The organism is Dendrosporobacter sp. 1207_IL3150 (genome assembly GCF_036763085.1).
In the GTDB taxonomy this organism is placed as follows: domain Bacteria; phylum Bacillota; class Negativicutes; order DSM-1736; family Dendrosporobacteraceae; genus JBAIYU01.
This window is the reverse complement of the sequence record NZ_JBAIYU010000010.1, coordinates 155,419-169,750: the sequence shown is the minus strand read 5'-3', so window position 1 is coordinate 169,750 and position 14,332 is coordinate 155,419. Positions and strand designations below refer to the sequence as shown.

At 38.2% G+C, this 14,332-nt stretch carries 12 protein-coding genes and 1 riboswitch; of the genes, 9 read left to right on the top strand and 3 right to left on the bottom strand.

All coding sequences use genetic code 11. The features are described 5' to 3' along the window. Nucleotides 1–159 precede the first annotated feature (159 nt). Nucleotides 160–717 (bottom strand): flavodoxin family protein, encoded by a 558-nt coding sequence (locus tag V6C17_RS04270; RefSeq protein WP_333521304.1) that lies wholly within the window; start codon nt 715–717, stop codon nt 160–162. Between the two features lie 256 nt (nt 718–973). On the opposite strand from V6C17_RS04270, the gene V6C17_RS04265 reads away from it, so the two are divergent. The 9 genes from V6C17_RS04265 (at nt 974) to metA (ending at nt 12,493) form a co-directional block, all read left to right on the top strand. Further along, nucleotides 974–2,779, top strand: a complete 1,806-nt coding sequence (locus tag V6C17_RS04265; protein WP_333521958.1) for an MASE3 domain-containing protein — start codon at nt 974–976, stop codon at nt 2,777–2,779. A 254-nt stretch (nt 2,780–3,033) separates the two neighbouring features. Continuing rightward, nucleotides 3,034–3,999 (top strand): GDP-mannose 4,6-dehydratase, encoded by a 966-nt coding sequence (gene gmd / locus V6C17_RS04260; protein WP_333521303.1) that lies wholly within the window; start codon nt 3,034–3,036, stop codon nt 3,997–3,999. Nucleotides 4,000–4,039: 40 nt separating this feature from the next. Further along, the gene (locus V6C17_RS04255) at nt 4,040–4,804 is read left to right on the top strand and encodes a hypothetical protein (protein WP_333521302.1); all 765 of its coding nucleotides are present in this window, start codon (nt 4,040–4,042) and stop codon (nt 4,802–4,804) included. 169 nt (nt 4,805–4,973) lie between these two features. Beyond that, nucleotides 4,974–5,148, top strand: a riboswitch (Lysine riboswitch). 100 nt (nt 5,149–5,248) lie between these two features. Next, entirely contained in the window at nt 5,249–6,535 is a 1,287-nt protein-coding gene (gene lysA / locus V6C17_RS04250) for a diaminopimelate decarboxylase (RefSeq protein WP_333521301.1), read from the top strand. 251 nt (nt 6,536–6,786) lie between these two features. Continuing rightward, complete coding sequence (locus tag V6C17_RS04245) at nt 6,787–7,344, top strand: RNA polymerase sigma factor (protein WP_333521300.1); 558 nt, start codon at nt 6,787–6,789, stop codon at nt 7,342–7,344. Between the two features lie 15 nt (nt 7,345–7,359). After that, on the top strand, nt 7,360–8,316 hold the full coding sequence (locus V6C17_RS04240; RefSeq protein WP_333521299.1) for a hypothetical protein: 957 nt from the start codon (nt 7,360–7,362) through the stop codon (nt 8,314–8,316). Between the two features lie 95 nt (nt 8,317–8,411). Beyond that, entirely contained in the window at nt 8,412–9,113 is a 702-nt protein-coding gene (locus tag V6C17_RS04235; RefSeq protein WP_333521298.1) for an SIMPL domain-containing protein, read from the top strand. 309 nt (nt 9,114–9,422) lie between these two features. Continuing rightward, nucleotides 9,423–11,273, top strand: coding sequence for a penicillin-binding protein 2 (mrdA, locus tag V6C17_RS04230; RefSeq protein ID WP_333521297.1), 1,851 nt, complete (start codon nt 9,423–9,425; stop codon nt 11,271–11,273). 263 nt (nt 11,274–11,536) lie between these two features. After that, complete coding sequence (metA, locus tag V6C17_RS04225) at nt 11,537–12,493, top strand: homoserine O-acetyltransferase MetA (RefSeq protein WP_333521296.1); 957 nt, start codon at nt 11,537–11,539, stop codon at nt 12,491–12,493. A gap of 143 nt (nt 12,494–12,636) precedes the next feature. Here the strand turns inward: metA and V6C17_RS04220 are convergent, their stop codons facing one another. Together V6C17_RS04220 and V6C17_RS04215 are read right to left on the bottom strand one after the other, a co-directional pair. After that, nucleotides 12,637–13,452 carry an alpha/beta fold hydrolase gene (locus tag V6C17_RS04220; RefSeq protein WP_333521295.1) on the bottom strand — a complete coding sequence of 272 codons (816 nt, stop codon included), beginning with the start codon at nt 13,450–13,452 and terminating at the stop codon, nt 12,637–12,639. Between the two features lie 156 nt (nt 13,453–13,608). Then, on the bottom strand, nt 13,609–14,019 hold the full coding sequence (locus tag V6C17_RS04215; RefSeq protein ID WP_333521294.1) for a surface-adhesin E family protein: 411 nt from the start codon (nt 14,017–14,019) through the stop codon (nt 13,609–13,611). Between the last annotated feature and the right edge of the window lie 313 nt (nt 14,020–14,332).

Genomic DNA, 14,332 nt, shown 5'->3' with positions numbered 1-14,332 from the left:
TCCCTTACAATAAAAATAAAGGGGTGATGGTTGTGAATGCAAAGGTGTTAAAAAGTATCGAATTTTTAAGAGATAAAATGTATAAGTTAGCAGTGGATAAAGGTATTTCACTATATTAAATGCCCAATAGTTCAGCTAATTTGAACTATTGGGCATTATCTATCTAAGTGCGCGACCAGTCTGCTCAGCCATTGCCAGAATTTCAGGCTGATCATCTATAGCATCAGGGGGGCCTAAGCCTCCAGCTACTATATTTTTAATTAAAGCCATTTTGAAAAAAGTTCCCAGCCAATGATTCAGATAATCTGTTAATGATTGAAAAATTTCCGCCGGTGCGCCGCTTGCAGTAACTGTAATATATTTTTTACCTGGAATATACCGGATCTTATAGCTGGCATCCATGAAAGTATACCACCGGTCGAAAAAGTTTTTTAACTGACCAGACATTTGCCCCATATATACCGGTGTTCCTACAACAATACAATCTGCTTCTATGATTTTTGGATATAGCTTTTGCATATCATCATTTAGTGCGCAATATTCAACTTTACCGACTTTGCAGGCACAGCAGGCAGTACAATCATGTATGTTAAGACGTGTGACATTAATAGTCTCGATATCGTGCCCAACTGCCGCTGCTCCTTTGCATACAGCATCTACCATACGAGCTGTATTTCCGTTACCTCTAGGACTGCCAACAAACGCCAATACTTTCACTTCAATTCCCTCCAACATATAAATGTTCTATTAAAACGATAGCTTGTTGTAGAAGGTTCTGTCAATCCTTCATTAAGTAAAACTATTAATTCAAGATGATAGTTTTCGTTGAGGAAGGGGATTGAGCAAAAATACGAGAAAATATATACAGAAACGATCGTAAAGTAGAAAAGTATGAAGTTTAACTTCACCAGTATACAAAGTGACTGCCTGTGCATATATGCATTCTTAGATTGTATGAGCTATCGAGGTGACTATGATAGCCTTTAGCAATATACTCGGAGATGTCAGAAGAATATTTATTAAATTTGCTTTGGCAGTAATTATGGCAGTAGCTGCCTCTTTTTTATTAGCTCCATATTGGCAAAAATCATATGCTGTAATTCACACAGTTTTAGAAATTTCTTGTATTATTATTTCAGTATCTTCCTTTTTTGTTGTTTGGTGCGTTAGTGAAATCAGGAAAACCAATCTTATATTAGGATTTGGTTTCTTAGCCGTGGCCATTTTTGATATTCTTCACACTTTCTTCTGGCAGGGGTTAGGGTTATTTCCAGGAAGCTACTATGATTTGTCCGCGAAATATTGGTTAGCTGGCAGATTTGCTGAAGCATTGTTTCTAATTCTCAGTACTACTTCGATTGTTAAACTGTCAATACATAGATGGCTGGGGTTAGCTTTAACGATAATTGCTTCGTCCACTGTCGCTTTTGATTTCTATTATACGCCGGGTATATTTCCAGTACTGATAACACCGGAAGGTGTAAAGCCTTTAAAAGTAGCGATTGAGTATATAATTATAAGCATGTTTATTTTATTTCTTTTTAGAGTCCAAAAAGGGCACTTTCATGAAGACATAATTACAAAAGAATATTTGATATTGGCAACTATTATTACTATTCCAGCTGAATTATGTTTTACCATTTTTACAACTATTACAGATTTTTATAATGTACTCGGTCATATTCTTAAGATATCCTATTATTTTTTCTTTCTTAAAGCAGTTGTTGCTGCATTTATCATATTCCCATACAAGAAACTTCAAATCTCAGAAGATCGCTTTCATAAAGCTTTTCACATGAATCCTAGTATGATGATGATCACAACGCCTGATGGTAAAGTGGTGGATGTGAATGAATGTTATGCTAAGTTAGTTGGTATCTCACGCCAGGAAATAATTCGTCAATCGTTTTTTGAGGATAATAATGAAAAAGTTAATTGGGGCATTAGACAAGATTCGCTCGTTGGAGAAAAACTTCACAACGATATATTGAACTGTCAAACTGTCTCCGGTGAATCGCGCGAAATTATGGTATCTACCGATACTATTTTAATTGATAACACTCAATTTGTATTGGTTGTAGCAACTGATATTACCGACAAGACAAGATTGGAAAAGGAAATGGCAAGGTACGACTGTCTGAACGTAGTCGGAGAAATTGCTGCTGGAATCGGCCATGAAGTACGTAATCCAATGACTACTGTGCGTGGATATCTGCAAATATTTCAGAGGAGGGAGCAGTTTTACGAGTATCATGAGCAAATTAATACAATGATAGAAGAACTCGATAGAGCAAATTCAATAATCACCGAATTTCTCTCTCTTGCAAAAGATAAAGCTGTGGAAATGAAACGCGGTAACCTGATGAACGTAATACGTTCGTTACTACCACTTTTAAAAGCCGATGCACTTCGATTAGGTCATGAAATTTATACTGACATTAATTATATACCGGACACCGAGTTTAATGAAAATGAAATAAGACAAATTTTGCTAAATTTGGTACGCAATGCTTTCGAAGCCATGAGTGAGTCCGGTGAAGTAATGATACACACCAGCTATAGTGAAGGTAGTATCCTGCTATCAATTCGAGATAATGGTTCAGGGATTCCCCCAGAGGTTGTAAGAAAGCTAGGAACTCCGTTTGTTACAACAAAGGAAAATGGAACAGGGCTGGGATTACCAGTTTGCTACAGAATTGCAGAGCGGCATAACGCAAAAATTGACTTAGTTACTGGTCCTAAAGGAACAACATTTAAGTTAATTTTTTACTTAGCCTAAGCATAATAAAAAACTATTTTTAAAAAGAAGCTTCTATGGCTGGGATCGCCATAGAAGCTTCTTTCATATGTATTGTAAAGCCCCGCCTACTAGCACTCTTCTATTGGCTTCGCACACACATTCAGAGCTTTTGCATACAATATTACGTACGGTTAGTAGTTGAGCAAGTATTCGCTGAGCCTACATGAACTAACTATATAAAAGCAGCCGTATTATGCGAAGCGCGAGCGTAATAAACGCTTGGAGGTGTTTAGGTGAAATCTGCATTAATTACAGGTATAACCGGGCAAGACGGTGCATACTTAGCTAAACTTCTTTTAGGTAAAGGTTATAAGGTCTATGGACTTATTGCCCGCAGAGCAACGCCAACGACTTGGCGATTACAATATCTTGGGATTGAAAATGAGATAGAACTTATTAATGGTGACCTTACAGATATAGCTTCTTTAATTAGAGCGATAAATACAGCGAAGCCTTGTGAAGTATATAATCTTGGTGCACAAAGCTTTGTTGGCTCATCCTGGCAGCAGGCAACATTAACTGCCCAAACAACAGGAGTTGGAGTTCTAAATGTATTAGAAGCAATTCGCCAAACTGACCAGGCTATAAAGTTTTACCAAGCATCAAGCAGTGAAATGTTTGGTTGGGTTAGAGAACCAATTCAATCCGAGACGACACCCTTTTATCCACGAAGTCCTTATGGTGTATCAAAGTTATTTGGGCATTGGATGACAGTAAACTACCGTGAAAGCTTTGATATGTTTGCCTGCAGCGGAATTCTTTTTAATCACGAGTCACCGATTCGAGGTATTGAGTTTGTCACAAGAAAAGTAACTGACGCTGTAGCTAAAATTAAGCTGGGAAAACAGAAGGAATTGCGACTAGGTAATATTGATGCAAAACGTGATTGGGGGTTTGCAGGAGATTATGTTGAGGCCATGTGGCTGATGCTTCAGCAGAATATACCAGATGATTATGTTGTTGCGACTGGAAGAACAACAACCGTCAGGGATATGTGTAAAATTGCATTCGAATATGTAGGCCTTAATTATGAAGATTACGTTGTTATTGATCCGGCATTCTATCGTCCGTCCGAGGTTGATATCTTGCTTGGCAACCCGGCAAAAGTTAAACAGATCCTTGGCTGGGAAGCGAGAACAACCCTTAAGGAATTAATAGAAATGATGGTAGATGCTGATATTGTCCGCTCTAAAGAATGAAGTCAAAGCTTAAACTTTAAATAAGGAGTGTTTTTTATAAATGGAATCAAATGATTTTGTTACAATTGCTATTCTGGCAAAAGATAAGGGACACGTTTTACCTTTTTATCTAAAGCAAATAGAAAATCAGACATATCCTGCTTCTAAGATTAAGCTGTATATAAGGACAAACAATAACCGCGATAATTCAGCTAATGTATTAGAAGAGTGGATTGAAAAAGTAAAGGATAGATATTCAGAAATTTACTATGACCCCAGCGATGTGGCAGAACCTGTACAGCAATATAATCCTCATGACTGGAATGCGTTAAAATTGAATGTATTAATAAAGATACGCCAGGAATCAATCGAATGGGCGAGAGCCAGGGGAACTCATTACTTTGTTGTAGACTGTGATAATTTTATAGCTGAAGATACACTTGAAGTGCTTCTAAAAACTGGAATGCCAGTTATTGGACCTTATCTTCGAAACGGTGATAACCCCTTGAGCAATTATTCTAATTATCATTTTGTTACAGACAGCAATGGTTACTTTAAACCATCTAATTTATATTTTGAAATATTACAGCAAAAAATAAAAGGCTTGATTGAGGTTGAAGTAATCCACTGTACTTATTTGGTGCGCAAAGAAGTTCTTAATTATGCTAGTTATATCGATAATAGCGGTCGGTATGATTATGTAATATTTAGTCATAACTTGCGTAAGGCGGGTATACCACAGTATATTGATAATCGACGATGTTATGGAAAATTAACTTTTTGTGATACTGAGGAAGATTTTAAAGCTAAGAATATAATGGTATAAGAATACGTTTTTAACGAATAAGAGAGCATTTGAGATATGGGCGGAGCTTTTAATAATTGGATGAACTAAAGTACTATTTCATCAAGTTGAGAATGATTATAAATTACTGGCATTTATGGCATTGACATTCTACGCCAAATGATTTAAAATTTAATCCAATATTATATGGTCTTAAGATAGAGGTGCGGCATAATAAGAGTATGTACCTAGAGCTGCCAGCAATGATGGGTACAGGAAGGATTAGCCGCCGAAGTAATGGTTTTTTGGCTGAAAACCATGCTGGTTCTGTGTTGAACAAATCCAGAACTGTCATACGCGAAAGTGTATGGAGCGCTGTCTTGCACTGCTAGAATAATTATGTTCTTTATTAGCGGTTTGCGAGACGGTTCGCAAACCGCTTTAATATTCGTAAAATAAAAAATCTTATTTACCGGAGGCAATCAAATGGCTAAAAAGTTACCTTTTACAAAATCACAATTAGAAGAAATTATCCAACAGTATCCTACCCCTTTTCATATTTATGATGAAGAAGCAATACGTAAAAATGCCCGCCAACTGATTGCAGCTTTTTCATGGGCGCCTCAGTTTAAAGAGTACTTTGCCGTCAAAGCTACTCCAAATCCAACAATTTTAAAAATTCTGCGAGAAGAAGGAATAGGCGCAGACTGCAGTTCCTTACCTGAGCTTATGCTTGCTGAAATGGCTGGCATAACTGGTGAAAACATAATGTTTTCTTCTAATAATACCCCAGCAGATGAGTTCCAAGCCGCGCGTAAAATGGGAGCTATTATCAATCTTGACGATATAAGTCATATCGATTATCTAGAAAAGCATACAGGTATTCCAGAAACAATATCTTTCCGCTACAACCCTGGTCCGTTAATGAAAAATGGTAATACCATTATTGGCTATCCAGAAGAAGCGAAATATGGTTTGACTAAAGAGCAAATCTTTGAAGCATACCGTATTATGAAAGAGAAGGGTGTTAAACACTTTGGTATTCATACAATGGTAATATCAAATGAACTAAACCCTGACTGTTTTATCGGAACTGCAAATATGATGTTTGATCTTATCGTAGAAATTAAGCAAAAAGTTGGCGTCGCCATCGAATTTGTTAATTTTGGCGGCGGTATCGGTATTCCTTACAAGCCAGAGCAGCAAGCAGTTGATCTACAATATGTCGGACAAGGCATTAAGAAAGCCTATGAAGAAAAAATCACCGCTAACGGTCTGCATCCATTACGAATAGCGATGGAGTGCGGACGGATGATTACCGGGCCTTATGGTTATCTTGTTGCAACTGTTCTTCACAAAAAACAAATTCACAAAAACTATGTTGGACTTGATGCTTGTATGACTAACCTAATGCGTCCTGCATTATATGGTTCATATCACCATATTACTGTAGTTGGCAAAGAAGATCTTCCATTAGACCATGTCTATGATGTCACTGGCTCTTTGTGCGAAAATAACGATAAATTTGCTATTGATCGTGAGCTTCCGGTTATGGACATTGGTGATACTGTTGTTATTCATGACACAGGTGCACATGGTTTCGCAATGGGCTTTAACTATAACGGCAAACTTCGCTCAGCTGAGTTGCTGCTAAAACCTAACGGAAAAGTGGATTTAATTCGCAGGGCTGAAACAATAGCAGACTATTTTGCAACTCTTGATGTTCCTGCTTGCGGCTTAAGTAAAGCAGCAGCAACTAAATCACAAAACTAGACCTAAAAAAGCGAAAGCACTATTTATCTAGCGGATAGATGAATAGTGCTTTTTTTATATGTTACGATGCGTAAAGCATAATACTAAATGTACATTGAGAACATGCTAAGGTAATATATTATTAGGATGAAGCGTTACTTTTTAAGAATTTAAACGTTATTTATAAAGTGAGACTTGAGCAGGTGAACTTTTTATTACACCTGAATTTTAGTATGATAAGGCAGTCTAGAAGGGAGGTAGTGATTTCTTAAGTGAAGGATGAGAATTTACTTATAACAAAAGCACAAACGGGAGATCGCGAGGCCTTAAATACCTTAATATCGTACTATTGGCAGCCTATCTACAGGCTTGTATACTCTAAACTTGGCAATGAAGATGACGCTAAGGAAATAACCCAAGATACATTTATGAAGGCATTCAGATCTTTACCACGTTACGAAATATTGAACATACCTTTTAAACATTATTTAGTTAAAATAGCTGTGAATTTAGTAAATGATTTTTGGCGTAAAACTGGCCGCTCGCCCCAGTTATTGGATATAACAGAGTATAGCGAAGCAATAATGGACAAGGCAGAAAAACCGGAAGAATATACAATTCGGCTTGAAGGTGAAAAGCAAATATTTAATTTGGTTGATAGTCTGCCTGACGAGCAGCGCCAAACGATACAATTAAGAGTCATTTCAGGATTGTCAATCCGTGATGCAGCTATAAAGATGAATAAAACTGAATCCGCTATCAAAATGCTTCAGCAGCGCGCATTAAAGAATTTGCGAAATATGTGCTTGAATATCGGAATAGTTAAATGAGGAGGTGGACTGAGTATGAATAAAGAAAACATGAAAATTGAAGAACTGTCAAATTGTCTAGATGACTTAAATCAAGGGAAACATCCTAACATCAAATCAGCTGATGTAAAAGAACTGATTGATGTGGCGGCAGTTGTTAAGAAGTCATATACCGACGAAGACGTACCAACTAAACTTATCGGAGAAATGGCGGACAAGCTAGCATTTGAATTAGGAGGTCGTAAGCCAAAAAGAAAAAAACATTGGCTCTATGGCAGCTTTGCTGCGGCAGTTGCCGCCGGATTTGTAGTTGCATTCGTTCACGTTTTACCACCTCAGCCTGCTGACGATATATCACCGCAAATATCCATTGCAGACGAGTCAAAAGTATCCGATCAGCCTTCGCAAGAATATGCAAAAACTATTGATTCGTCGTCAAGTAAGTCTCAGTCTGAGGTCGTGGAAAATAAAGTTAGTAAGACTCCTCAATTAATTGAAAAAGCTGTGATTTCAGAGCCGATAGTTGAAGATAGGACTAATTATGTAGCTATGCGAAAGCAACAAGACTCAAGTGAAACAGAAAATGAAAATATTCTAATGGCCAGAATAGCAAGTGATTTACCGCTAGAAACAAAGTCCGAAGATGCTGAAAACAAGTCAATTATTATGATGGTAATCCCAAATCAAGAAGCGTACTCAGTAACAATAGATAAAAATAACGGGATTATTCGCCAGTTATACAACCAGGGCACAAAAGACGAAATTATTATTACTCAGACAACCCGCGAATTGGATCAGGATATGAAAAAAACTAAAGAACAAGCGACGATAGAAAAATCGGTATCAGATATTGTTGTTTTGAACGATCCTGATAGGAAGGCTATTATAGTCAAACGTGAGAAGTATGTTCTCAAGATAGAGGGGGTAAGGCCAATAGAGGAGCTTCAGCAAATTGCTGGCTCTCTAATAGAAAAAAAGGTTGAAAATAAATAAAAAACGTAATACAAGCCGTTACCTTTTGAGGTTGTATTACGTTTTACCTAATAGATGCAACAAAACAAATAAATTATTTTTTGGAGGTTATAAAAATGTTTAAAAAGATACTATTGCTTGTAGCAGTGAGTTTAATGCTTATTACCCCGGCTTTTGCAAGCGAGGCTACAAAAACAGTCGTACAGGTTAGCGGCAGCAGTCAGAAAGAAATTGCTCCTGATATTGCAAGGATTTCAATAGCGATTAACACATTTAATTCGAATATCGAAAACGCTAAAATTGAAAATAACAGAACAGTTAACAAAGTTCTAGCTTCTTTGAAAGAACAAGGAGTATCTGAAGAAAAAATTAAAACAGATACATATCAAGTAAATCCAATATATAGCTATGAGGATGATCGTTTGCCTAAGCTAAAAGGCTACCGTATAACTGAGCGGTTAGAAGTCGTTACTGCTATAGATAAAGCAAGCATTGTAGTAAACGAAGTCACTAAAGCTGGCGCCGTTGAGATAAACTGGGTAAGATTTGAATCTGAAAATGAATCAGAAAGCAGAAAAGACGCCTTGAAAGATGCTATCCAAGATGCTTTGAACAAAGCTGATATAATTGCGAGCGCTCTAAATAAAAAGGTTGCAGGAGTAACACTGGTAAATGAATCTGGTGTTTACTATAACCCAGTTATAATGGAAAGTAGGATGTTAAAGAGTGCAAATATGGATGCGGCTGCACCGCCGAATATTCTAGTGGGTAAGGTAACTGTAGGGGCGAATGTGCAAGTAACGGTACAATTAAAATAAAGCTACTATATGGGACTGTTAACTTCATCGTCGGAGTTAATGGTCCCATTTTTAATTTAACCATATCTAGGCAGCCTTTCTGTATTGAGCCAGGTTTATTTTATGCAGGACTAGATATAGTGGATAAATTTAACTAAGGGCAAAAGAAAATTTTTAAGCCAAATTGTTAACATAATGTAGTATAATTATAGAGAGTGAAATGTGGGTAGCTCAGGAGGAGTCAAGTTTGGCAGCTTACTCCATTCCCGTTATGTTACCATCCTGTGAGAAATTTTATAGTAGATAATAATGAAGGGATGCTGCTGCGAGATGGTTGGGAAACATCGAAATCGTAGATTGGATATATTAGGTTATATCGTTATGCTTGTAATTGCCGCTCTTGTAATCAGGATGGGGTATTTACAGATAGCTAAGGGAGCAGAGTATCATCAGCAAGCAGACAGCAATCGAATTAGACTTATGCCTGTGATGGCGCCGCGCGGCAGTTTTTTTGACCGAAATGGTGTGCTGCTAGTATCCAACCGTCCAGGTTTTTCGGTCTCCTTAGTTCCTATATCCGGCCCAATACCTGATGATGTACTGGAAAGACTGTCGGTCATTCTGGATATGAAATTGGTTGATATTAAGGCCAAAATTAAGCAGCAGGATAACCCCTTGTCCCCAATAAGAATTAAAAGCGATGTTGGGCAGGATATTGTTACTAAGATAGAGGAGCGCCGCTATGAACTTCCAGGCGTAGTAATCGAGATTGAATCAGTCCGCAATTATATTAATAATGAATTAGGTGCGCATATTTTTGGCTATGTGAGCGAAATCAGCGATGCTGAGTTAGAAAAAAAGAAGTCCGAAGGTTACAAAACAGGCGATATTATTGGCAAATTTGGCCTAGAAAAATATTATGATAAAGAGCTTCGTGGGGTTAATGGCGGGGCTCAGGTAGAGGTTGATGTAACTGGACGACCTGTCAGAATGCTAGGTAAAAAGGAACCAACGCTTGGTAATGGTCTGATACTTACCATAGATGAAAAGATTCAGAAGGCCGCAGAGAAGGCCTTGGATGATAGGCTTAACTACTTACAGAAAAGGCTGGGAAATCCCAATGCAAAGGGTGCAGCTGTAGTGGTTATGAATCCAAAAACTGGTGAGATATTAGCAATGGTAAGCCGTCCTGGTTTTAACCCAAATTTATTTAACGGCGGTATTTCAGTAAAAGACTGGAAAGCAATAAATGATAACCCTTTTAACCCGATGCAAAACCGAGCTATCGGCGCTGCATATCCTCCTGGATCGGCCTTTAAGATTGTAACAGGCACAGCTGCTCTAGAAATGGGTAAAGTAGGTATTGAAGAAAAGATATTAGACACCGGTCGACATTGGCTTGTACCCAAAGGAAATGCTCATGGGGCGGCACTAGGATATATAAGCTTTAATGAAGCCATGGTCAAATCAAATAATGTTTATTTTTACGAATTGGGTAATCGATTGGGAATAGATAACCTAGAACAGTGGGCACGGAAATTTGGACTAGGTGCAACAACTGGAATTGATTTGAACGGCGAAGATGATGGGCTAGTTGCTAACCGCAAGTATAAAGAAAAGGTATATGGTGAAGATTGGTATTTATCCGAAACCTTCGATGCAGCTATTGGTCAAGGTTTTCATCTGGCAACACCTCTGCAGATGGCGTCAGTTATAAGTCAGATAGCAAACGGCGGGCACCGTTATCGTCCGTACCTAGTACGACAAATCGTTTCGCCGAATGGGGAGACGATTAAAAACTTTGCACCAGAAGAAATAGGCACAATACCCATGACTGAGAAAAATATCAACGCTATTCGGAATGGTTTGCGCGAGGTTGTTATGCCTGGCGGTACAGCTGGGTACATTTTCGAAGGCTTCAATGCTCAAATCGCCGGCAAAACCAGTACAGCCGAAAATCCGCATGGTGATGACCATGGATGGTTTGTCGCGTATGGTCCATATGATAACCCTACAATTGCTATCGCCGCAATTGTAGAACAAGGCGGCTACGGCTCAGATTCAGCTGCTCCGGTTGCAAGAAAGATAATGGAAGCAGCTTTCGGCTTGCCACCTTCTAAAGATGCTGCAGATGCTTTGGCTGAAGAAGAAAATCGGGCTAAAGGCTTGACCACAAGATAAAAAGCTAACCACTTAAGTAAGAAGTTAATAAAGTAGGTTAGCCAATTAATTCCTAGCGAGCGCAGCGGCTTTTATTGCAAAAGAGCAAGCCGCGCTCGTTAATGAAAAATGAGTTGAATATCTGGTAAGGTAAATAGTATAATTGTAAAATACGAGGCTTTATTTGTCTATCGTGGCAAATAAAGCCTTTTGGGTATACACATTAGTGTTTATTAGAAGGACTATGCGTTTTTAAGTATACTTAAGCTGAAGGAGTGGATTTTATGCCAATAAAAATTCCTAATAATCTGCCCGCCGTAAATATCCTCGAAAAGGAAAATATATTTACAATGGACGAGGATCGAGCTTATTCACAAGACATACGTCCACTTCGCATATTGCTGCTTAATTTGATGCCGACCAAAATAGTTACTGAGACCCAGCTGCTTCGCTTACTCGGCAATTCCCCGCTGCAGGTGGAATTTGATTTTTTGTATACGGCAACCTATGAACCCAAAAATACTCCTCAGGAGCACTTGGTCAAATTTTATGAGACGTTTGATTCAATTAAGACTCGTAAATATGACGGCATGATAATTACCGGCGCACCAGTAGAGCAAATACCGTTCGAAGAAGTTGTATACTGGAATGAACTATGTGAAATTATGGAATGGAGTAAGAAAAATGTCTATTCCACACTTCATATTTGTTGGGGAGCACAAGCGGCGTTATATTACCACTATGGTGTTCCAAAGTATAATTTACCGAAAAAATGTTTTGGTGTATTTCCCCATAAAGTCAACATTAAAGAGAAGATGCTATTCCGTGGTTTTGATGATATCTTCTATGTTCCACATTCCCGTCATACAGAAGTTAAAGGAGAAGATATCGAGAAAGTACCTCAGTTGACAATACTTTCTGAGTCAGAGGAATCAGGTGTCTATGCAGTTGTGGCTAAAAAATCCCGCCAATTATTTATAACTGGACATTCGGAGTATGATCCCCTGACCCTTAAAGCAGAGTATGATCGTGACGTTGCGCAAGGTCTGCCAATTAACATTCCAGTGAATTACTATCCTAACGATGATCCTCAGCAGATGCCAGTAGTACGCTGGCGCAGTGCCGCGAATTTACTCTTCTCAAACTGGCTTAACTATTATGTCTATCAGGGCACACCTTTTAATCTTGATAAGCTAAATGATACAGATGATCTAAATGGTCTTAATGGTGAGGGAATATAAAAGAGGGGGTCAGATCTGCGCAGGTAAAGTGCGGATCTGACTCCCTCTTTTACGATAATAAAGTATAGACTTTCTTACATGCATAAGGGGTAAGTATCGGCTTCCGCTGTCGCTAAGGCTCGGCGCAAGCCGTGTTTTCTTTATTATTCTTCAATAAACTTTATCAATTCATTATTAAATTTTTCACGCTCGTCGTAAAATGACCCATGACCTCCAAACCTGAAAGGTACAAGTCTTGAGTTCCTAATACACTGGTTTTGGACTTCGCCTAATTGGAAAGGAACTACTTTATCATGTATGCCGTGTAGTATTAATGTTGGCACATGTATTTCTTCAAGGTCGGCAAACAATTGTTCTTCGCCGAGCCATGTTTTTGCGATCTCAGCTGTAGCCCAGCCGGCAGCTTGCAGACCCAATTGGAAAAACCAATCTGAAAATGGTTTGGTAATATGCTGGAAGAAAAAAATGTCTCCGAAGCCTTGCAACATGTTAGGACGATCTGAATATGTTCCCTGAATTATTTTTAGAACAATGTCCTTATCTACTCCATAAGGAAAATAAGGGCGCTTTATAAGACTAGGAGCTGCAGCTGCAAACAAAGCAAGTTTTGAAACACCATAGCCATTGTGGCGAGCCATATAGCGAATTGCAATAGCTCCCCCTGTAGAGTGACCAGCTAGAGTTATATTCTGTAAATCGAGTGCCTGCACTACACAAAGAATGTCGTCCGATAATCTGTCATAATCGTATCCTGTGGCAGGTTTATCCGAATTACCAAAGCCTCGACAATCTAATCCTAAGCAGCGATAGCCCATACAAGATAATTGGTTATACTGATATTCAAACATTTTATGATTTGCAGGCCAGCCGTGAATAAATAAAATTGTTTCTTTACCTTCCGGGTTCAGATCCTCTACATAGATTTTTACGTTGGCTTCTACCCTAATATAATGTCCCACCCATAGATCCCCCCACAAAAGTCTCTTTATTAGTTATGATATTCAAGTGTCTTAAAATCAGTGACATAACTAAATTAAGCTTAATTTGTAAAATGCAGACAAGGGGGCAGGCTTAACTAACAAATGGCTGCTAAGGGATGCTAACATTTTTAAAGGCTAACGATTCCTCTCACAATAGCTCTTTATGTTATCGTAAATCGTTTCACCCATTGTGCCTGGTATAATGTCATACCAGACATTAGGATAGGAATTGCTTCGCAGATGGGTTCCGTTGATATCATATAAATGTTCGGCTTTTATCGAGAACATTTTAGTATCGGTTTGATACCATAGTTTTTGGATATAAGTTTTAGTGCCATCACTTAGAGGTCGATGAAGGACAAAATGAACCCAGACTTCGATATGTTTTTCATGATTTACCTTAATATACCTAACTGATTCAGTATCAAAATAACAATTTTGGTTGTTTGATGATGCAGCAATATTCCAAGAAGCAGCGAATACAAATGTAGTCTGAAGTAATAAGCATAGGACAAGCGTAACCGCCACAATTACCGATTTACGCATTAGCGCACCTCGCAAAGATCATTTTCTTTTACTGGTTATAACCCATTATCTTTACCAACGCTAGGCATGAGCCGTATTCCCTATATAATATGAAGTATTAACATACGGGTGCTAAATAAAAGATAAATGTTTAGGTAACTCACCATTAAGGTGCGAGTTACCTTTTTTTGTGCCGTCATAACAAAACTTGCATTATTTTTAGGCCTAGCTCGCATGCAGCGCTGCATAACAAGTTTTTATGGTAATAAATTTGTACAAGCTCTAATAAATATGTATAAATGCTTGGACAGAAATTTGGTTTTTAATTTAAGCA